This window comes from Mesorhizobium sp. C395A, assembly GCF_030323205.1.
In the GTDB taxonomy this organism is placed as follows: domain Bacteria; phylum Pseudomonadota; class Alphaproteobacteria; order Rhizobiales; family Rhizobiaceae; genus Mesorhizobium.
Map to the genome: position 1 here is coordinate 4,426,295 of NZ_CP100473.1, position 19,862 is coordinate 4,446,156.

General features: G+C 63.4%; 16 protein-coding genes and 1 tRNA gene. 7 read left to right on the top strand and 10 right to left on the bottom strand.

Going from position 1 to position 19,862, the window contains the following annotated elements:
- Positions 1-346 precede the first annotated feature (346 nt).
- Complete coding sequence (locus NLY37_RS21640; RefSeq protein WP_023737939.1) at positions 347-1,579, bottom strand: ABC transporter substrate-binding protein; 1,233 nt, start codon at positions 1,577-1,579, stop codon at positions 347-349.
- Positions 1,580-1,757: 178 nt separating this feature from the next.
- Between NLY37_RS21640 and NLY37_RS21645 the strand changes: the two genes are divergently transcribed.
- Genes NLY37_RS21645 through NLY37_RS21655 form a run of 3 tightly spaced genes read left to right on the top strand, consistent with a single transcriptional unit; the run spans position 1,758 to position 4,528 of the window.
- Positions 1,758-2,528, top strand: coding sequence for an SDR family NAD(P)-dependent oxidoreductase (locus NLY37_RS21645; RefSeq protein WP_023737940.1), 771 nt, complete (start codon positions 1,758-1,760; stop codon positions 2,526-2,528).
- Between the two features lie 2 nt (positions 2,529-2,530).
- The gene (locus tag NLY37_RS21650) at positions 2,531-3,598 is read left to right on the top strand and encodes an ABC transporter ATP-binding protein (protein WP_023742179.1); all 1,068 of its coding nucleotides are present in this window, start codon (positions 2,531-2,533) and stop codon (positions 3,596-3,598) included.
- A 48-nt stretch (positions 3,599-3,646) separates the two neighbouring features.
- Complete coding sequence (locus NLY37_RS21655) at positions 3,647-4,528, top strand: MurR/RpiR family transcriptional regulator (protein WP_023737942.1); 882 nt, start codon at positions 3,647-3,649, stop codon at positions 4,526-4,528.
- A 117-nt stretch (positions 4,529-4,645) separates the two neighbouring features.
- On the opposite strand, the gene NLY37_RS21660 is transcribed toward NLY37_RS21655, so the two are convergent.
- Both NLY37_RS21660 and NLY37_RS21665 read right to left on the bottom strand, forming a co-directional pair.
- A complete protein-coding gene (locus NLY37_RS21660) occupies positions 4,646-4,957 on the bottom strand; it encodes a DUF167 family protein (RefSeq protein WP_023742178.1) in 312 nt (103 codons plus the stop codon).
- 13 nt (positions 4,958-4,970) lie between these two features.
- Complete coding sequence (locus NLY37_RS21665; RefSeq protein ID WP_023668602.1) at positions 4,971-5,261, bottom strand: YggT family protein; 291 nt, start codon at positions 5,259-5,261, stop codon at positions 4,971-4,973.
- A gap of 148 nt (positions 5,262-5,409) precedes the next feature.
- On the opposite strand from NLY37_RS21665, the gene NLY37_RS21670 reads away from it, so the two are divergent.
- Positions 5,410-5,485, top strand: a tRNA-Ala gene (locus NLY37_RS21670).
- Between the two features lie 47 nt (positions 5,486-5,532).
- Here the strand turns inward: NLY37_RS21670 and NLY37_RS21675 are convergent.
- Positions 5,533-7,494 (bottom strand): acyltransferase family protein, encoded by a 1,962-nt coding sequence (locus NLY37_RS21675; protein WP_084558987.1) that lies wholly within the window; start codon positions 7,492-7,494, stop codon positions 5,533-5,535.
- A gap of 104 nt (positions 7,495-7,598) precedes the next feature.
- Positions 7,599-8,207, bottom strand: coding sequence for a TetR/AcrR family transcriptional regulator (locus NLY37_RS21680; RefSeq protein WP_023742176.1), 609 nt, complete (start codon positions 8,205-8,207; stop codon positions 7,599-7,601).
- Between the two features lie 107 nt (positions 8,208-8,314).
- On the opposite strand from NLY37_RS21680, the gene NLY37_RS21685 reads away from it, so the two are divergent.
- The 3 genes from NLY37_RS21685 (at position 8,315) to NLY37_RS21695 (ending at position 12,917) form a co-directional block, all read left to right on the top strand.
- Positions 8,315-9,001 carry a PspA/IM30 family protein gene (locus NLY37_RS21685; RefSeq protein WP_023742175.1) on the top strand — a complete coding sequence of 229 codons (687 nt, stop codon included), beginning with the start codon at positions 8,315-8,317 and terminating at the stop codon, positions 8,999-9,001.
- Positions 9,002-9,112: 111 nt separating this feature from the next.
- Positions 9,113-9,400 (top strand): YiaA/YiaB family inner membrane protein, encoded by a 288-nt coding sequence (locus NLY37_RS21690; RefSeq protein ID WP_023668598.1) that lies wholly within the window; start codon positions 9,113-9,115, stop codon positions 9,398-9,400.
- A 91-nt stretch (positions 9,401-9,491) separates the two neighbouring features.
- Positions 9,492-12,917: an acyl-[ACP]--phospholipid O-acyltransferase gene (locus NLY37_RS21695; protein WP_023742174.1), complete on the top strand. Its 3,426-nt coding sequence runs from the start codon at positions 9,492-9,494 to the stop codon at positions 12,915-12,917.
- Positions 12,918-12,965: 48 nt separating this feature from the next.
- Here NLY37_RS21695 and NLY37_RS21700 read toward each other — a convergent pair whose 3' ends face one another.
- The 5 genes from NLY37_RS21700 to NLY37_RS21720 all read right to left on the bottom strand — a co-directional run bounded on the left by NLY37_RS21700 (position 12,966) and on the right by NLY37_RS21720 (position 19,810).
- Positions 12,966-14,180 carry a hypothetical protein gene (locus NLY37_RS21700; RefSeq protein WP_023742173.1) on the bottom strand — a complete coding sequence of 405 codons (1,215 nt, stop codon included), beginning with the start codon at positions 14,178-14,180 and terminating at the stop codon, positions 12,966-12,968.
- A 52-nt stretch (positions 14,181-14,232) separates the two neighbouring features.
- Positions 14,233-15,183 carry a hypothetical protein gene (locus NLY37_RS21705; protein ID WP_031246270.1) on the bottom strand — a complete coding sequence of 317 codons (951 nt, stop codon included), beginning with the start codon at positions 15,181-15,183 and terminating at the stop codon, positions 14,233-14,235.
- A 128-nt stretch (positions 15,184-15,311) separates the two neighbouring features.
- Positions 15,312-17,093 (bottom strand): ABC transporter ATP-binding protein, encoded by a 1,782-nt coding sequence (locus tag NLY37_RS21710; protein ID WP_023742171.1) that lies wholly within the window; start codon positions 17,091-17,093, stop codon positions 15,312-15,314.
- Between the two features lie 187 nt (positions 17,094-17,280).
- Positions 17,281-18,225 carry an acetamidase/formamidase family protein gene (locus NLY37_RS21715; protein ID WP_023742170.1) on the bottom strand — a complete coding sequence of 315 codons (945 nt, stop codon included), beginning with the start codon at positions 18,223-18,225 and terminating at the stop codon, positions 17,281-17,283.
- Positions 18,215-19,810 (bottom strand): ABC transporter substrate-binding protein, encoded by a 1,596-nt coding sequence (locus NLY37_RS21720; RefSeq protein ID WP_444849001.1) that lies wholly within the window; start codon positions 19,808-19,810, stop codon positions 18,215-18,217. Before NLY37_RS21720 ends, NLY37_RS21715 begins: the two co-directional genes overlap by 11 nt.
- Positions 19,811-19,862: the final 52 nt, after the last annotated feature.

The window sequence follows — 19,862 nt, forward strand, 5'->3', positions numbered from 1 at the left end:
GGCAGCGCTTCAGGGTTTGAATCTCCTGCGGACGTTTGCGCTGCCCCTCACCTGCCTGCCCATCCTCCGCAGCGGTTGCGGAAGGGAGCCCTTCCTCTCCCCCGTTGATCGGGGGAGAGGTGTCGAGCGAAGCTCGACGGAGTGGGGGTCGACGGAGTGGATGTCGACCCTTGGGGCGCAAGGCGAGGTGATGTTTGCCCCTATTGCCCTTCCTATGTCCGTTCGCGGCGGTTGCCAGGTGGTTCCCCCACTCCGTCTCGGCTTCGCCGAGCCACCTCTCCCCCCTCCGGAGGGAGAGGAAGTGTGGCGCGCCCCGTGGGGCGCGCCGGGCGCAGGGAGATACGCCCTATTTCTTGATCACGGCGTTGGCCTTGCCAGCCGCTTCCTTCAAGCCTGCCTCGGGGTCGCCGCCGAGATAGATCTTCTGCATGGCATCCGAGGTGATCTGGGCGACTTCTTCCCAGCCGGGGATGACCGGTGCAAAGCGGGCGTCGGGCAGCAGCGCGGTGAACGCTGCCAGATCGGCATTGTTGACGTAATAGTCCATCTTGGCCTCTTCCTTGTTCACCGGCAGGAAGCCTTCCCCTTGCGTGAACTTGGCGCGCTGTTCGGTGGTGAACAGGAAGTCGAGCAGCTTCCAGGCCTCATCCTTGTTCTTGGAATTCTTGAACATGATGATGGAATCGGTGACGCCGTACGTGCCGCGCGCGCCGGTCGGTCCGGCGGGGATAGCGGCCACGCCATATTTCAGGTTCGGCGCCTCGTCCTTGATCTGGTTGGACAGGAAGGGCGCGGTGATCATCATGCCGACCTTGCCCTGCTTGAACAGGTTCTGGACGTCCTCGCGGTTGTTGGAGGTGACGCCGGGTTCCGTCAGGCCTTCGTCGATCATCGACTTGTAGAGCTTGGCGGCTTCGAGCGCGCCCGGCGTGCCGAGGCCCGACGTGCCATCCTTGTTGAGAATCTCGGTGCCTTGCGACCACATCGCATAGTAGTAATAGACGTCGGTCTCGATCTCCTTGCCCTGCAGGCCGAAGCCGAACGTGCCGGTGCCCAGCGCCTTGATCTTGCGCGCATCCTCCTGCAACTCGGTCCAGGTTGCCGGCGGGTTGGCGATTCCGGCCTTCTCGAACAATTCCTTGTTGTAGTACATGGCGCGCGCCGAAGCCGCGATCGGCAGGCCATAGGTCTTGCCCTCCATGATCGACGGCGACAGGAAGGTGTCGATGAAGCGGTCCTTGAAGTCTGGCTTGATGTAGGCGTCGAGCGGCTCGGCGACATCCTGCTGGACGAAATCGATCAGCCAGCGGGTGCCGATGATCGACAGGTCGGCATTGGTGCCGGCGGTGATGTCGGTGGTCAGCTTCTGCAGCAGCACGTCCCACGGCACAACTTCGAACTTGACGGTGATACCCGGGTTGGCTGCCTCGAATTCCTTTTTCACCGCTTCGAAATACGGGCCGGTCTTGGCGCTGTATTCGGCGACGGTTACGCGCACCTCGCCGGCATCTGCTTGGGCGGCCAGGGCGAGCAGGCTCATTCCGGCCATCAGGCCGACAGTCCATTTTGCAAGCTTCATTCGATCTCTCCCATTTGATTGGCGCTGCGCTCTTGCGGCTTTCAGGCGGCCATGGCTTTATGTGACTTTCCTACATTATCCTTCATTTCACGCCGTGCAAGCGGATTATCCTGTTGCTTAATTACATTTCCTAAAATAGCGTTTTCCGACTATCGTGGATCCCAGGGAGGCGCGCAGGGTGGTTTCAACGGCCGAATTCGCGGGCAAGACCGTGCTGGTGACCGGCGCCGGCGGCGGGCTCGGCTCGGCTATTGTGGCGCTGCTGGCCCAACGAGGCGCGCGGGTCGTCGGCTGCGACCAGTCGCAAGATGCGTTGCGCAGCCCACACCTGGCGTCGCGTCACGCCTTCGACCTCCTCGACCGGGCTTCCATCGAGGCGGCGATACCAGCGATCCTTGAGAAAGATGGCGTTCCCGACATGCTGATCAACAATGCCGGCTGGACGCGCGCAGAGACGCTTGCCGCATTGACACCCGATAAGATTGAGCACGAGCTCGACCTCAATCTGACCGGGGTGATGCTGTTCGCCGATCCACTGATCAAGGCGATGGCCGCGCGCGGTTCGGGCAGCGTCGTCTTCATCTCTTCCGTCAACGCCATCGCCCACTTCGGCAACCCGGCCTATGCCGCAGCCAAGGCCGGCATCAATGCCTATGCCAAAGCGATCGCTGTGGAACTCGGCCGCAACGGGCTGCGCGCCAATGTCGTCTGCCCCGGCTCGATCCGCACCGCCGCATGGGACCATCGGCTGGCCAAGAACCCGGATGTTCTCGGCAAGCTCAAGCGGCTCTATCCGCTCGGCCGCATCGTCGACGCCACGGAAGTGGCCGAAGCGGTGGCCTTCCTTGTTTCGGATCGCGCATCGGGGATAACCGGCGCGGTGGTGCCGGTCGACGCCGGACTGACCGCCGGCTTCCTGCCCTTCATCGACGACATATTGGGAGCCTGACCATGACCGATGTCGAGTTCCGCGACCTGTCGAAATCTTTCGGACGCCATAAGATCCTCGAAAACATCAGCCTCGACATCAAGAGCGGCGAGTTCGTCGTGCTGGTCGGCCCTTCCGGCTGCGGCAAGTCGACCTTGCTGCGCATGCTGGCCGGGCTGGAGCCGATCACCTCAGGCGACCTCTTGATCGGCGGCGTGCGCGCCAACGATTTGCCGCCGCAACAGCGTAACATCGCGATGGTCTTCCAGTCCTATGCTCTGTTTCCGCACCTGAAAGCGGCCGACAATATCGGCTTTGGTCCCAAGATTCGCGGCGAAAGCCGCACGGCAATCGACGACAAGGTGAAAAAGGCGTCCGGCGTCCTCAACCTGTTCTCCTATCTCGACCGCTATCCCCGGGAACTGTCGGGCGGCCAGCGCCAGCGCGTCGCCATGGGCCGCGCCATCGTGCGCGAACCCTCGGTGTTCCTGTTCGACGAGCCGCTCAGCAATCTCGACGCGCAATTGCGCGTGCAGATGCGCACCGAGATCAAGGCGCTGCACCAGCGGCTGAAATCGACCATCGTCTACGTCACCCACGACCAGATCGAGGCCATGACCATGGCCGACCGCATCGTGGTGATGGACCGCGGCAAGATCCAGCAGGTCGGCGCACCGCTGGAACTCTACGACCGTCCCGCCAACAAATTCGTCGCCTCCTTCATCGGCTCGCCGTCGATGAGTTTTGTCTCCGGCGCCCTGAAGACGACGCCCGAGAAAAGCTGGTTCGAATCGGCCGGCGGAGGGCGACTGGCGCTCGGCAGCAAGACGGTGCCGGCTGGCAGCACGGTCGAGGCCGGCATACGGCCCGAACACTTCGTCATCGGCGAGGCTGTCGACGCGATGGCGATCAAGGTCGATGTCGTCGAGCCGACCGGCTCGGAAACCCATGTCTATGGCGCCATCGGCGCTGACACGGTGCGCGCCGTATTCCGCGACCGGGTTCAGGTCAAGCCGGGTGAACTGCTGCCGGTCTCGGTAGCGCCGGGCAACATCCATCTGTTCGACACGGCGACAGGCCTGCCGCTATGAGCGCCGGCATGAAAACGAAAATACGACGATGAAGACGACAACCCAGAAATGAAAACGCCGGCCGACATCATCACGCGCCTGCAGCTGATGTCGCAGGACGGCACCAAATCGGACCGCCGCCTGGCCGGTCTCGTGCTCACCGATCTCGACTTTGCCTCCAAGGCGGCAATCTCGGAAATTGCCGCGCGCGTCGGCGTCAGCGAGCCGACAGTCACCCGTTTCTGCCGCAATCTCGGCTGCGAGGGTCTGCGCGATTTCAAATTCTACCTGGCGCAGGCGATCGCCATTGGCGGCCAGTATCTATCGCCCGAACCGCTGAACCGGGACGCGCGCGAGCAGCGCATTGCGTCGGCCATCACCGAAGCGGCAATCGCCGCCATCCAGCGCGCCAGCGAAAACCTCGACATGAAGACGCTGGTGGGCGTGGCCGCGCGCATCGTCAGTTCGGGCAATGTGCTGTGCATCGGCTCCGGCGGCATTTCCTCGATGATGGCGACCGAGATGCAGAACCGGCTGTTTAGGCTGGGCGTGCCGGTGCTGGCGCAGATCGACGGGCAGTTGCAGCGCATGTATGCCGCGGTCGCTACGTCGGAGACGACGTTGATCGCGTTCTCGGTGTCCGGCTATGCTCGCTCGGTGATCGACGCCGTGCAGGTTGCCCAGCAATATGGCGCCACCACAATCGCCATCACCCCGCCGGAGTCAGCGCTCGCCAAGGCCGCCGACACTGTCGTCCAGTTCCAGTCGCTGGAGGACGGCAACATCTACAAGCCGACCTCGTCGCGCTATGCTCTGCTGTCGATCATCGACATGATCGTCACCTCCGTGGCCGAAACGCGCGGACCCAGGGTTCTCGAAAACCTGCGCCGCATCAAGCAGAGCGTGAACACGCTGAAGGTCGACGATCCGAAGTTGCCGCTGGGGGATTGAGAGTGGGGCGGAAACTGCCAATCTCCCCCCTCGTGGGGGAGATGTCCGGCAGGACAGAGGGGGGCGCTGTTCCGCCGACAGATCAAGGGGCTGCATGCCGCAACGCTGGATCTTCGATCAGCCGCTGAGCGCCCCGATACGCTGCGCCAGCACCGCCGGATCACCCCCGACACGCACGGTCTTCAGCCGCGCCGTGCCGCCTGCAATGACCGACACGACCGATGCCGGAACGCCCAGCGCCTTGGCCACCAGCCGTTCCAGCGCCGCATTGGCCGCGCCATTCTCCGGCACGGCGCGCACGCGCGCCTTCAAATGGCTGCGCCCGCCGACGGAGGTTTCGACGGCTTCGAGCCTGTCCACCGAAGACTTGGGTGTCAGCCGGATAAACAGGTCGATGCCGTCGGCGCGCAAGCGGAATGGCGCGCTCATGCCATCGTCAGGCTCACAGGACCAGCGGCGCTATCGTGGTGAGAATGAGCTGCCTGAGAAAGAACAGGAGCAGAAGCAGGATGATCGGCGAAATGTCGACGCCGCCGAGGTCGGGCATGAACCGACGGATCGGCCGCAGCGCCGGCTCGGTCAGCCGGTAGAGCATGTTGCCGATGCTGCCGACAAATTGATTGCGCGAGTTGACGACGTTGAACGCATAGAGCCAGGAAAAGATCGCCGAGGCGATGATGACCCACCAGTACAGGTCCAGCGCCATGACGATTGTTTGAATGAGGGCGAGCATGCCGGTCTCCGATTGTTGCCGACATGTAGCCATTGCGCGCCAAACCGGCAAGGGCCGGTCGCCTATAAGCACCGGGCACAAGGGATTTCGGCAAAACCCCGCCTTGACAGGAAACCGCCGCCTTCGATAAATGCGCCATCCGCTGGACGGGGCTGTAGCTCAGCTGGGAGAGCGCGTCGTTCGCAATGACGAGGTCAGGAGTTCGATCCTCCTCAGCTCCACCAGCGGATTTTTCCTGCCTGTCGACACATCTAACTTCCGAGACGTCTCGTCAAAGCCCCGCCTTCGCTGCGAGATAGGGTGCCAGGGCAAGCGAGTAGCTGGCGGTCAGATGATGACTGTCCCGCCAAACGATGATGTTGCCGACAACTGCCGGGCATAGTTGCGGTCCGCAAATGGCATCGACCATATCGATAGCGCGCACATTTTTCTGTCCCTCCGCGGCCAGCGCCAACACGTTGCTCCGCTCTATATCGCTCAGTTTGGTGACGCATTTCGTTGGCGTCGAACTCAGGCAATCGCCCGGGTCGAATTTCATATAGGGCGTGTTGCGGATGGCAACGATTTGCGAGCCGGCGTCCGTCAGCCCGCCCCAGAGACTTCGCAGCCCCTCGATCATCACGTCTTGCTGAACCGCTCCGTAATTGGACTGGCTGGTGAAGATCAGATCCGGTTTCAGCTTTAGGATCTCGGCCAGCACCTTTTCGTGCCACTGCGCGCATATGACGTTGGGTTTGCCATCCGCCGTGATGGCCACGCGGGTGAATGGGCAGGCGGATTTTGTAAAGGTAACCAGTTTGAAGTTGCGGTCCTTTGAGATCTTGTCCAGTGCCGGCACCCACTGGGCTGCATGAGAATCTCCCACCAGAACCATTGTTTTCGCACCCGTGGGATCGCCTAGAGAGCATCGTTTGGGCTCCGAGCTTTCCTCCTGGTGGCACTTCCTTGCATACACGACCGGCACGTCCCGCCTCAGCCGGGCCAGCGGCGGCAGAAGGTTCACACCGTCCGGGACCACGGCGCCGGAGACGAGAGCGGCGGGCCCAGGGTAGGAAGGCGTGCCGATCAGCGCGGTGTCGATGCGTTCGGTCTTCAGAAAGAGCAGCAGGCTGCCGGATGCGGCCACGCATGTGAGAACCGCCGCGGTGCCGTATCCCAGCGGCTTCCACCAGGCGCCGCCCCGAGCTTGCCGGTAGCGCTGCTCAACATATCGATAGGACAGATCCGATAGAAGCAGGGTCGCCGCAATCAGGCCGAAACCGCCGGCAAGGGTCAGCGAATGACCCTGCGCCTGGAAGATGGTGATCAGCGGCCAATGCCATAGATAGACCGAGTAGGAGCGATCGCCGATGAAACGAAGTAGCAAGGAATCGAGCCCACGAAACCGGCCGACTTCAACCTCGCCAGCCAGGATGACAAGCACGGTGGCCAAGGTCGGCAACAACGCACTGACACCGGGAAATGGAGTTGCAGCGGAAAACAGCAAGGCGGACGAAACGATACCCAGGATGCCGGCAATCGCCAGCCACTGTCTAGTGAGTGCCGCCAGTCGAAACCGGTGTTCGGTCAGCACCAGCAGACCACCCAACGCCAATTCCCACAGGCGGGTATGGCTGACGAAATAGGCCTGGGCCGGACACGTTGCCGTCAAAACGACAGAGGCGACAAGCGATGCCGCGAAAATGAGCGACATCGCCCCGATCAGGCAGGCCCTCAGCGGAAGGTCACGGCGGCGCGCCAGCCAGATCACGCCGATCATGAGCACCGGCCAGACGATGTAGAACTGCTCTTCGATGGAAAGCGACCAGTAATGTTGCACCGGGCTCGGCAAGGTGTCGGCCTCGAGATAGCTGACCGCAATCGAGGCCAGCCGCCAGTTCTCGACATAAAGAGCGCTCGCCACGATCTGGTTGCCTATTTCCTCCCAGCGCGCCTTTGAGATGAAAAGCAGCGTGCCCAGCAATGCGACCAGCAGCACCAGGGTTGCTGCCGGCAACAACCGTCGCACCCGTCGCGAGTAGAATTCGATCAGTGAGACGCGACCGTCGCGCAGCGCCATCTGTGCCAGCAGGCCGGTGATCAGATAGCCAGAGATGACGAAAAAGACGTCGACGCCGACATATCCGCCAGGCAGCACAGCCGGCCATATGTGATAGACCACGACAAGAGCGACGGCCAGTCCGCGCAACCCCTGTATTTCGGGCCGAAACCGGCGGTCCTGATCGATTGTCACCGGGTATCCCCCAACAGTCTCAGCCGGCCTGGATCAACCGGCCAGTCCCCGCCACGATCTTCATAAGGGCAGAGTGCCGTGAGGCAAGAGCCGATCGCAGCAGTTCATTCCCTTTCCGTCTCCAGCCCGCTCACCAGCGTGTCGACGAAACCCAGCAGCTCACCTTCGAGATCAGTCGGCGCCAGGCCGATGAAACGGTCTTCGAGCGAGATGGCGACGATCCCATGCACGGCGGAGAACAGCGTGCGCGCGCGGGCCAAAAGCTCCGGCGTTGCCGCCGCCGGGAGCAGCGCCGCCAGCGGCTCGACCAGATGCTGGATCAGCACCGCATGTTCGGCCAGATGCCATTCGGGCACCGCCACGCCTGGCGCCATACGGTGCTCGAACAGCGCCTTCCACGCCATGCGGTTGTCGCGGGCGAAGCCGAGATAGGCCTTGGCCAGCGCCTTCAGCCTTGCCCTAGGCTCGGCGACGCCGGTCGCCTCTTGCTGCAGGGCCGCCCCCAGCCTGGCCAGTGTGATCGAATTGACGTGCAGGATGAGCTCGTCCAGGTCGGCGAAGGCGGTGTAGAGCGCGCCCAGCGCGCAGCCGGCATCGGCCGTGATGTCGCGCGCACGCAGACCGGCGAGCCCCGAGGACTGGATGCGCGCTTGCGCGGCCTCGATCAGCCTGCCTTTGAGGTCCTCGCGTTTGGCGTCCCGTTTTGCGGTCATTAACCTTCTCTTATGCGCAATCATGAACACCGTTCATTTTCTCCTTGAACGCCGTTCACAATGTGCTACTTTGCCTCATGAACAACGTTCATAGAGGAGAAACGGAAATGTTGAAACAGTTTTTTGCTCTCGTTCGCGGCCGAAGCTACGAAGCCGCCGAGGCGGTCGTCGACCGCAACGCGCTGATAATCCTGCGCCAGCAGATCCGCGATTGCGCCGACGCTATCGCGGCCGCCCGCCGGGCGGTTGCAATTGCCATCGCCCAGAACGAACAGGAAGTCGCGCAGTTCAAGAAGCTTGTCCTCCGCATCGACGATTTGGAGAAGCGCACGATCGCCGCGATCGAGCAGGGACAGAATGAACTGGCCCGCGAAGCCGCCGAAACCATCGCCATGCTGGAAGCCGAACGCGACGCCTCCGCCGAGGCGCAGAAAAGCTTCGGCACCGAGATCGAGCGTCTCAAGCGGATCATCCGCGTCTCCGAAATGCGCCTGCGCGAATTGCAGCGCGGCCAGCGCATCGTTGCCGCAGTCGACTCGACCCAGCGCCTGCGAGAAAGCGCGCCCGGCTCCAGCCTGTCGGCACTCAAGGACGCAGAGGAGACGCTGCTGCGCCTGCGCACCAGGCAAAAGCAGATCGACGCCACCGCGGCCGCCATGACCGAGATGGAACAGTCGGGCGATCCTGCCGCGGTCTCAGAGAAGCTTGCGGCCGCCGGCTGCGGTGCGCCGCTGAGAAGCAGCGCCGACGCCGTGCTCGAACGGCTCACGAAGACCATGACCAAGCCGGCCTGATCGTACCCGGCCTGATTGTTATCCAGTCTGATTGTATCCAGCCTGATTGTATCCAGCCTGAAACAGACCCACGCCCAACCAACCTAACCTTGAAACGAAAGGACCATATCGATGACCCCGAACACCTATTCCCCCAAGGACTCAAGCGCCTGGAAGACCTTCACCATGGCCAGTTTCGCCGTTGCCGCCACGATGATGGCCGGCGGCATCTACTTCATGGAGGCGAGCTTCGCCGCCAAGGGGTTTTATGCCATGGCCGCCATCATGCTCGTGCACACCTCGATCACCATCACCAAGACGCTGCGCGACTCGGAAGAGGCAAGCCGCTTCATCAACCGGCTGGAAGACGCCAAGACCGAGAAGTTGCTGATGGAAGTCAGCCGCAGTAACGAAGTGTAACCGGGTTCCCGCTAAACAAGGCTCAACGCGCAAGACCGCTGATCAATCCAGCCAGGATTTTAATCGGTCTTGCCCAATGGAAGTCGCCGCCATGGAAATCGCCCCGATCAACCGACCGACAGCTCATCTGATGACCTCCAGGCGCTTTGCGCCCTTGTTCTGGACGCAGTTCCTGTCCGCCTTCAACGATAATTTCCTCAAGAACACGCTGGTGTTCCTTATTCTGTTCACGCTGGCGGCGGACCAGGCGGCATCACTGGTCACCTTGGCGGGCGCCGTCTTCATGGCCCCCTTCCTGCTCCTGTCGGCGCTCGGCGGCGAGATCGCCGACCGCTTCGACAAGGCGCTCATAGCCAAGCGTCTGAAATTCGCCGAGATCGCCGCGGCGGGTGTCTCCGTCGTCGGCATCGCCCTGTCGTCCATTCCCGTGCTGATGACGGCGCTGTTGATGTTCGGCATCATCTCGGCGCTGTTCGGACCGATCAAATACGGCATCCTGCCCGATCACCTCGAACGCAAGGAACTGCCCAAGGCCAACGCCTGGATCGAGTCAGCTACGTTTGCCGCGATTCTCGGCGGCACCATAGCCGGCGGCGTCGTTTCCGCCGATGGCATCGGCGTCGCGGTGTTCGGACCGATCATGATGGCGCTCGCCGTCGGTTGCTGGCTCGTCAGCCGCTACATCCCGTCCACCGGTCCGGCGGCGCCCGACCTTGTCATCGACAAGAACATCTTCCGCTCGACCTGGCGCCAGGTCACCGAATTGCGCACCGACACGCGCATCTGGCGCGCCGGCCTGATGACGTCGTGGTTCTGGCTGATCGGCGCCATCGTGCTCTCGCTCCTGCCGGTCCTGATCAAGGATTCGCTCGGCGGCAACGAAATGGCCGTCACCGTCTACCTCGCCGTGTTCGCCGTCTCGATCGCCATCGGTTCGGCCATCGCCGCCTGGATGTCGCAGGGCCGCATCGTGCTGTTGCCGGCACCGGTCGGCACGGCGCTGCTCGCGCTGTTCGGCCTGCATCTCGCCTGGACCATCTCCGGCATGACGCCGTCGCCCCAGGCGGAAACCCTTGGCGCATTCTTCGCCGGCCCAAACACGATCCGCGTCGCCATCGACCTCGCCGGGATGGCCATTGCAGCCGCTTTCCTGGTGGTGCCGACCTTCGCCGCCGTGCAGGCCTGGTCGCCCGAAGCGCGGCGCGCCCGGGTCGTCGCCGCCGTCAGTATCGTCAATGCCGGCTTCATGACTGGCGGCGGCATCATCATGGCCCTGATCCAGACGAAGGTCTCGACCGGCGGCATCCTGTTCGGCCTCGTCGCGGCCAATGCGATTGCCGCCTGGCTGATGCTGAAATATTTGCCGACGAACCCCTTCCGTGACTTCGTCTCCATCCTGTTCCGCGCTTTCCTGCGCCTCGAAGTCGAGGGCATGGAAAACCTCAAGGCGGCCGGCAAGGCGCCGATCCTGGCGCTCAACCATGTCAGCTTCCTCGACGGTCCGCTCGCCTTGACGCTGACCGATGAGGAGCCGGTCTTTGCCATCGACTACACCATTGCCCAGGCCTGGTGGATGAAGCCGTTCATGAAACTTGCCCGCGCTTTGCCGCTCAACCCGGCCAAGCCGATGTCGACCCGCACGCTGATCAAGATCGTGCAGGGCGGCGACCCGCTGGTGATCTTCCCGGAGGGACGCATCACGGTGACCGGCGGCCTGATGAAGGTCTATGACGGCGCCGCCATGGTTGCCGACAAGACCGGCTCGATGGTTGTGCCGGTGCGCATCGACGGGCTGGAGAAGACCTACTTCTCGCGGCTGAGCTCGCAGCATGTGCGCCGCCGCCTGTTCCCGAAGGTCAAGGTGACCATTCTGGAGCCGGTCAAGCTCGAGGTGCCGCAGGAGCTGAAGGGCCGCAAGCGCCGCGCCGCGGCGGGTTCCGCGCTCTACCAGGTGATGTCGGATCTCGTTTTCCGCACCCAGGACATAGACAAGACCGTACTGGAAAAGATCATCGAGACGGCGAACGAACGCGGCATGAAACAGCTCGCAGTTCAGGATCCGGTCACCGGTTCTCTCAGCTACAGCAAGCTGCTCACGGCTGCCGCCGTGCTTGGTGAGAAGTTCCAGAACCTTTATGCCGACCAGCAGACGCTGGGCATCATGCTGCCCAACGCCAACGGCTCTTGCGCGACGCTGCTCGGCGTCATGTCCGCCGGCAAGGTTCCGGCGATGATGAACTTCACCGCAGGTGCTGCCAATATTCTGTCCGCCTGCAAGGCCGCCGAAGTCCGCACCGTGCTGACGTCCCGCGCGTTCGTCGAACAGGCAAAGCTCGGCGCTGTAGTCGAGGAACTCGGTCGCTCGGTCGACATCGTGTGGCTCGACGATCTCAGAAAGACCATCAGTCTCAAGGATAAGCTGCTCGGCTTGCTGCGCAAGTCGACGCCGCGCGCGAAACGCAAGCCCGGCGATGCGGCGGTGATCTTGTTCACCTCGGGTTCGGAAGGCACGCCGAAGGGCGTCGTTCTGACCCACCGCAACATCCTGGCCAACGCCGCCCAGGCGGCGTCGCGTATCGACTTCCATTCGGGCGACAAGGTGTTCAACGTGCTGCCGATCTTCCACTCCTTCGGCATGACCGCGGGCACGGTGCTGCCGTTGATCTCCGGCGTGCCGGTCTATTTCTACCCCTCGCCGCTGCACTACCGCCTCGTGCCGGAACTGATCTACGGCTCGAACGCGACGATCATCTTCGGCACCGACACCTTCCTCTCCGGCTATGCCCGCACCGCGCACCCCTACGACTTCCGCTCGATACGCTATTGTTTTGCCGGCGCGGAGCCGGTCAAGACAGCGACGCGCATGACCTATATGGAGAAGTTCGGCGTCCGCATACTCGAGGGCTATGGCGTCACCGAGACGGCGCCGGTGATCTCCATCAACACGCCGATGTACAATCGCTCTGGAACCGTCGGCAAGATCATGCCCGGCATGGAATATCGCCTCGATCCGGTCCCCGGCATCGACGAAGGCGGCCGGCTGTTCGTGCGCGGCCCCAATGTCATGGCCGGTTATCTCCGGGCCGAGAAGCCCGGCGTGCTCGAACCGCTGGAGGACGGCTGGCATGATACGGGCGACGTCGTCGCTATCGACGAAGGCGGCTTCATCACCATTCGCGGCCGCGCCAAGCGCTTCGCCAAGATCGGCGGCGAGATGATCTCGCTCGCCGCTGTCGAAGCGCTGGCCGGCGAATTGTGGAAGGGCTCGCTGTCGGCGGTCGCCACGGTGCCCGACGCGCGCAAGGGCGAAAAGCTGATCCTCATCACTGAGGCATCCGGCGCCACACGAGCGGAATTCCTCGGCTACGCCAAGGCCAACGGCGCCATGGACCTGATGGTCCCGGCCGAAGTGCGGGTGGTCTCAAAGGTACCGGTCCTTGGCTCCGGCAAGCTCGACTTCGCCGCCGTGACAAAAATGGTGCGCGACGAAGAGGCCTTGAAGACCAAGGCCGCCTGACCCGGCTACGGCAACGGGCCGACGCAAGAGCCGGCCCGTTCAGTATGATCAACCCTTCGCATGCCGCTGCGAGATCAGCATCGCCATGCGCTGGACTGCCCGCAGCTCCATTTCCACGCCCGGCGACGATGCCAGCGCCGGCATGTTGAGCGCCACCACGGTCAACGGCTCGAGCGTCGCAAGCAGCACATGGGTCGCCTCAAATTTCTCGAACAGCCAGGCCAGCTGCTCGCGTATATCCTGGTCGACTGGCGCCCCCGGCTGCGTATCGGCGAGCGAGCGCACGGGCTCCTGCTCTAGTGCACGGGCCAGCACCTTCAGGTCGAAATCACCGAGGTCGGCTGCCGGTAGGATCAGCGCACCGTCGACAAGAATATGGCTCTGCAGGCCGCGCAGGAAGCGCGCCGAATCGGTGAGGTCGCCCTCGGCCATATGCTTCAGCAACGAGTCGCGGCGCTTCTCCGCGGTGAGGCTGACGCTGTCATTGTAGATGACTGCCAGCAGCGTCGCCGACAGCACGATCACCACGCCCTGCACACTGCCGCGCCAGCCGAGATCGTCGATGCCGCCCAGCGCCAGCCCGGCGAAAACCGAGCTCAGCGTAATCACGGTAAAGGCGCCGATCGTGTCGCGATGGCCGAGGCTCGCGCGTCCAAGGCCGATCGTCAGCCAACACAGGAACAGGATGGCGATGCCGCCAAGCCGAACCGGCACTTCGAACAGGCCGGGCCGGTAGTCGGTGACCATGAACGGAATGATCAACAGCAGCGACAGCGCCATGCGCTCGACCGTGCGGTTTTCGGCCGCCGACAGGCTGTCGCGATCGCGCGTCATCACCAGCCAGCCGATGGCGAGAAAACCTCCGAACTGGAAGGCAAGTAGTACCGCCATTCGCCATGGTTCAGCGAAACGTGCCGGGATCGGCGCCAGAAGGAAGAACAGCAGGGCACCGCCGGCGGCGAACGATTTGAGAGCGAACGGCGCGTGCCGGCGCAGCAGGCCTTCGGTCAGCAGCAGTGCGGCCAGCGGCAGCAGACCCGCCGCCGTGATGGTGACGAACCGGAAAAAGGCAAGACCCGTGGTCCAGTCGAGGATGCGGCAGGCAAGCAGCACTGCCAGCACCTTGAGGCCGAATAGAAAGCGCCGCGACAGCGGATCGCCCGTGTCGCGCCCGCCTATGATCGATATCACGACAAGCAGGCCAACCAGCGCCGCTAGCGAGGTGATGGTGTCGGCGACGAGCGTGCCGTCGAGGTTCATCATCGGCCGGCTGCCATCAGCTTGCGGATAAACCGAGACGCCACGAATGAAGCCATCAGCGTGTCCATGGTCTCAGCACATTCCATTGGCGGGTGCTATCGGCCCAGTGAACCACCGGCAAAACCAGCCGCTGCAGCGTGGCCGCCGCACCTGCTACCGCAAGGGCGGCAAGTGAGCCGCGCGGAACGGTGTCGGCGAGATAGGTGCGCGCGGACTGGAAACTCATCTGGCCTATCTGCAGCACATCGTCGCCGCGCCCGTAGTCGAGTTCCTTGCGGCAGAACTCGTTAAAGGTCTCCTCGCGGTGCTTGGCCGCCTCATCGAAGGTTTTCTTCAGATCGTCCGAGCCGCCGGTATAGGCATTGGTGATGACAAAACGCTCTTCATCGAAACCGGCTTCCGGCCCGCCACCGAAGACATGGCGATGGCGTGCCATGATCTGCCGCGCCAAAAGCACATGGGTGAGCGAGCGCCGCGCGCCTGCATGCGGCCCCGGAAACACGTTGCTGAAGGCCTCGGCGACCATGCCGACGACGGCCGGCACTTGGGTGACGTTGGAAATCCAGATCGGCCGCAGCTGGTTGCGCAGGAACATCAGGAAGCAGGTCAGGCCGTAAAGGATCCAGCTCAGCCCGCGGCTGCGCTCGTCCGGATCGATCATGACCAGACCGAGGTGCAAGACTTCATAGGGCTTGCCGGCCAGCGAGATCTCCATCAGCGCCAGCGCGTTGAAGGCGATCGGTCGCCCGTCGCTGCGGCGATAGACAATGGTGATGATGGAATGCTCCAGCCGGGTGCGGTCGCCGGAAAACACGCCATAGGTCAGGCTGCCGGACTTCAGCGTCTTCGACGCCACCAGCCGCAGATCGCTGCTCAACTGCTCCAGCTCGGCCGCCTTCATCCAGCGCCCGGGCCGCTCCACGACACGCGTCTCGTAGTCGGCGGATACGCGCATGCGCACATCCATGAACCGACCCGGCAGCAGCTGCAGAACCGCCTTGAGCACTATTTTTCCCCGTGGCAAGAACGCCGACCGTATAGTGGCCGCCGTCCACCTAAGACGCGGTAAACCCGAGACGGCAGTTCTTGGTTGTACTCAACAAAGTAAAAGAACAGCTGCCAACCAGTGCGGGCTCAGCTTTCCGCAGCAACCAGATGGCCGCCTCCGACATCGTTCAGCGCCAGCTTCAGCGGCGCCTCCCCGACCCTGCGGGTGGCGCTCGGGATTTCCTGGTCGAGGCGCGCGAAGCGCGTTCTGCGCTGCGCCGGATCGGGCACCGGCACGGCGTCGATCAGCCGCCTGGTGTAGGGATGGCGCGGGTTGGAAAACACCTGGTCGCGCGTGCCCATCTCGACGATCTGGCCGAGATACATGACGGCAACGCGGTCGGAAATGTTCTCGACCACCGCCATGTCGTGCGAGATGAAGAGATAGGCGACGCCGAATTCGCGCTGCAATTCCTTCAGGAGATCGAGCACGCGCGCCTGCACCGAAACGTCGAGGGCCGAGACGCTTTCATCGGCGATGATCAGTTTTGGTCGGAGCGCCAGCGCCCGTGCAATGCAGACGCGCTGGCGCTGGCCGCCGGAGAATTCATGCGGATAGAGTTCCAACTGATCGGCCGACAGGCCGACGCGCTCGAACAGCGCCGCCACCCGTTCCCGGCGCTCGTCCTTCGAGGCGATGCCATGGATCACCAGCGGCTCGGCGACGAGGTCGCCGACGCGCATGCGCGGATCGAGCGAGGCGAAGGGATCCTGGAAAATCATCTGGACGTCACGGCGCACCGCCTTGCGTTCGTCGCGGCCAAGACCGGAGAGATTGCGCCCGCCAATGACGATGTCGCCGCTATACGGCGCCAGTCCGGCCAGCGCCTTGGCGGTGGTCGACTTGCCGCAGCCGGATTCGCCGACCAGAGCGAGCGTTTCGTTGGGCGCGATCGAGAAGCTGACGCCCTCGACGGCGTGGACGCGGCGGGTGACCTGGCCAAAGATGCCGCCACGCAGATCGAAGCGGACATGCAGGTCGTTGACCTCGGCGACATTGGCCGGTTTCAAGACGTCAATCGCATTCCTGGATTTCTGTCGACCGACACCACTGCCGATGCGCGGCACGGCAGCCAGCAGTTCGCGCGTATAGTCGGCCTGCGGCCGGGCAAAGATGTCCGATGTCGTGCCTTCTTCGACCATGCGGCCGTCGCGCATGACGATGACCCGGTCGGCCATTTCGGCAACCACGCCCATATCGTGGGTGATCAGGATGACGCTGGTGCCATGCTGGCGCTGCAGGTCGCGCAACAGCTCCAGCACTTCGCCTTGCACGGTGACGTCGAGCGCCGTCGTCGGCTCATCGGCGATCAGCACGTCGGGCTCGAGCGCCAGCGCCATGGCGATCATCACCCGCTGGCGCATGCCGCCGGAGAGTTCGTGCGGAAACTGCTTTAGCCGGCTTTCGGCCTCCGAAATGCGCACCGCCTTCAACGACTCGACGGCGCGCTGGCGGGCTTGCGCCGCCGACAGGCTGGTATGCGCTTCGATGGATTCGGTCAGTTGCCGGCCGATCGACAGCACCGGATTGAGCGAGGTCATCGGTTCCTGGAAAATCATGGCGATGCGGTCGCCGCGAATGCGCCGCATCTGGCGTTCGTCGAGGGTTGCTAGGTCGGTGTCGCCCCGATTCCCATCCCGAAGACGGATCATGCCTGACGATATGCGCGCCGCCGGCTGCGGCAAAAGCTGCATGATCGCCAGCGCGGTCATCGACTTGCCGGAGCCGGATTCGCCGGCAATGCAGAGCGTCTCGCCGCGCGCCAGCGTCAGCGACAGGTTGGAGACGACATCGCGCTCGCCGTCCTCGCCGCGCACGCTGACGGAGAGGTTGGCGATGGAGAGGATGGAGGTGTCGGCGAGGGTCATTGTGGGTGGAGCCCTGCGACGGATTGGTTCCGTCGCACCATTCGCACAAACCTTGGCGCTGACCCCCACCCGGACCTCCGGTCCGACCTCCCCACAAGGGGGAGGTAGGGCGGTAGCGCTTTACCCTCCCCCTTGTGGGGAGGGTCGCTGCGAAGCAGCGGGGTGGGGGTGCAGCGCCGACCTGACATCATTCGAACACGCAACGCGGAAAATAGAACGACACCACCCAGTTCGGCATGTCGACGATCTCGCTGATGCGCAGATCACCACACACCGAGGCCAGCATATAGGCCTCGACCGGATCGATCTGGTAACGCCCAGCGAGCAGATCGACCATCTGCGCCACCGCCTCCTTCGCGCCCGCCATCAGATCCGGCCCAATCCCCGTCGTCACCTCGTAACCCTTGGCGTCGAGATGGCGCGTCACCGGGCCCGACGTGGTGAAGCGCGGCGTCTTCAGCCTGGCGTCCTTGACCAGGTCGAGCTTGAGCACGACGTCCATCGGGCTTTCGATCGCCGTGCCGCACACCTCGCCATCGCCCTGTGCGGCGTGCGTATCGCCGACCGAAAACAGCGCCCCGGCTACCTCCACAGGCAGATAGAGCGTGGTGCCTGCGGCGAGGTCGCGGATGTCGAGATTGCCGCCGACCCGCCGTGGCGGCACCACCGAGTGAAGCCCCATCTCAGCCGGCGCATTGCCGATGGTGCCGGCGAACGGCTTCAGTGGCACGCGCGCGTTTTTCCCGAACAGCGCCGGTTCGAGCGCGGCTGCATCGTATTTCCAGATGTTCAGCGCCGGTTCCGTGAAGTCATCGGCGAGCAGGCCGAAACCGGGAATGTTCGCCGTCCAACCGAAGCCGGACGGTTTGAACATCTCGATCGTCACCTTGAGCGCGTCACCCGGCTCGGCGCCCTCGACGAAGATCGGCCCGGTCACCGGGTTGACCCCGGCGAAGTCGAGCTTGACGATTTCGGCGACCGTGCTGTCGGCGTTCAGCTGGCCGCCGGCGGCATCGAGGCACTGGAACTCGATGGTCGCGCCGGGCGCCACCCGCTCGGCCGGGACAAAGGAATTGTCCCAGCCGAAATGGTGATGGCGCCCATGGATGGTGTAGTCGCAGCTATTGCACATCTTTTACGTACACATTGTCATAGTTGATCGGGATATGGACCGGGTCGACATAGAGGTTGTCGGCCCCGCCCATTCGGGCGGATTTCATGGTGAAGCGCTGTTCGTTGAAGACCGGCGCCCAGGGCGCGTCTTCCATCACCTTGTCGTAGATGGCGCTCCACATCTTGTCGCGTTCGCCGGCCTTTGCCGGGTCGACCACAGAATCCGCCTCGGCCGCCTTGGCGTCGAGGTCCTTATTGCAGTACCACGACCAGTTCCAGCCGCCCGGCACCGCGCCGGCGCAGCCGAGGATCGGGCCGTAGAAATTCGACGGATCGGGGAAGTCGGCGATCCAGGCCATGCCGCCCGACCAGATCATCGGCGCGCCGGCCTTGTCACCGCCGGCGGCGATGACATTGGCCTGCGCCAGCGACTGGATGCTGGCCTTGATGCCGATGGCCGCCAGGTCCTGCTGGATCGCCTGGGCAATGCGCGGGTTGGGATCGGTGTTCATGGCGAACAGCTGCGTGTCGAAACCATCGGGATGACCGGCCTCGGCCAGCAGCGCCTTGGCCTTGGCTACGTCATAGGGATAACCTTTGTATTCCTTGTCGTAGCCCGGCATCGACGGCGGCAGCGGCTGGTTGGCCGGCACGGCGCGGCCGTTGATGATCTGGATGATGCGCGCCTTGTTGAGCGCCATGTTGACGGCCTGACGCACCTTCACATTGTCGAACGGCGCCATGGTGGTGTTCATGGTGACGTAGCCGGTGTGCAGCTGACCGCCTTCGACGACACGCGCCTTCTGCTCGGGATCGGCCATCACCTCCTGGAACTTGGCCGGCGGAATGCCGTCGCCGGGCACGTCGATCTCGCCCTTCTGCAGGCGCAGCAGCGCCACGATCGGCTCCTGGCCGATCTCGAAGGTGATCTTGTCAAGATGCGGCAGGCCCTTGTGCCAGTAATCCGCATTGCGTTCGAAGACGATGCGCTGGCCCAGCGTCCACTCGGCGAGCTTGAAGGCGCCGGTGCCGACCGGATGCTTGCCGAAATCGGCGCCATATTTCTCGACCTCTTCCTTCGGCACGACATGGGCGAAATTGATGGCCATGACATGCAGGAAGGTGGCGTCGGGCCGGGTCAGCTCGAACTTCACCGTGTAGGGATCGACGACGGTGACGCCGGAAAGGCCTTCGGCCTTGCCGGCGGCGACATCGTCATAGCCCTTGATCGAGCCGAAGAAGCCGGCGCCGGGGCTCTGCGTCTTCGGATTGGTGACGCGGTCGAGCGAATATTTCACGTCGTCGGCCGTCATCTCGCGGCCATTGTGGAATTTCACGCCATGGCGCAGCTTGAAGGTAAAGGTCTGGCCGTCGGGCGAAATCTCGTAGCTTTCGGCGAGGTCGGGCTTCAAATTGGTGGTGCCCGGCTCGTAATCCATCAGCCCATCGAACAGGCTCTTGATCATCGACCAGTTCTGCCAGTCATAGCCGATCGCCGGATCGAGGGTCGCAACATCGTCCTTGTAGGTGATGGTGATGGCGCCGCCTTGCTTGGCGTTGGGATCGACCGTGTCTTCGGCGCGGACGCTTGTCATGCCGAGCATGAGGGCCAAGGCCGATGCCGCGACTGTGGATGCGAGAAACTTTTTCATTGTT

Coding starts and splice junctions, on each gene's coding strand:
- NLY37_RS21640 (WP_023737939.1), bottom strand. CDS start 1,579: ATGAAGCTTGCAAAATGGACTGTCGGCCTGATGGCCGGAATGAGCCTG.
- NLY37_RS21650 (WP_023742179.1), top strand. CDS start 2,531: ATGACCGATGTCGAGTTCCGCGACCTGTCGAAATCTTTCGGACGCCAT.
- NLY37_RS21655 (WP_023737942.1), top strand. CDS start 3,647: ATGAAAACGCCGGCCGACATCATCACGCGCCTGCAGCTGATGTCGCAG.
- NLY37_RS21660 (WP_023742178.1), bottom strand. CDS start 4,957: ATGAGCGCGCCATTCCGCTTGCGCGCCGACGGCATCGACCTGTTTATC.
- NLY37_RS21665 (WP_023668602.1), bottom strand. CDS start 5,261: ATGCTCGCCCTCATTCAAACAATCGTCATGGCGCTGGACCTGTACTGG.
- NLY37_RS21680 (WP_023742176.1), bottom strand. CDS start 8,207: ATGACCGCAAAACGGGACGCCAAACGCGAGGACCTCAAAGGCAGGCTG.
- NLY37_RS21685 (WP_023742175.1), top strand. CDS start 8,315: ATGTTGAAACAGTTTTTTGCTCTCGTTCGCGGCCGAAGCTACGAAGCC.
- NLY37_RS21690 (WP_023668598.1), top strand. CDS start 9,113: ATGACCCCGAACACCTATTCCCCCAAGGACTCAAGCGCCTGGAAGACC.
- NLY37_RS21695 (WP_023742174.1), top strand. CDS start 9,492: ATGGAAATCGCCCCGATCAACCGACCGACAGCTCATCTGATGACCTCC.
- NLY37_RS21700 (WP_023742173.1), bottom strand. CDS start 14,180: ATGATGAACCTCGACGGCACGCTCGTCGCCGACACCATCACCTCGCTA.
- NLY37_RS21710 (WP_023742171.1), bottom strand. CDS start 17,093: ATGACCCTCGCCGACACCTCCATCCTCTCCATCGCCAACCTCTCCGTC.
- NLY37_RS21715 (WP_023742170.1), bottom strand. CDS start 18,225: ATGTGCAATAGCTGCGACTACACCATCCATGGGCGCCATCACCATTTC.
- NLY37_RS21720 (WP_444849001.1), bottom strand. CDS start 19,810: ATGCTCGGCATGACAAGCGTCCGCGCCGAAGACACGGTCGATCCCAAC.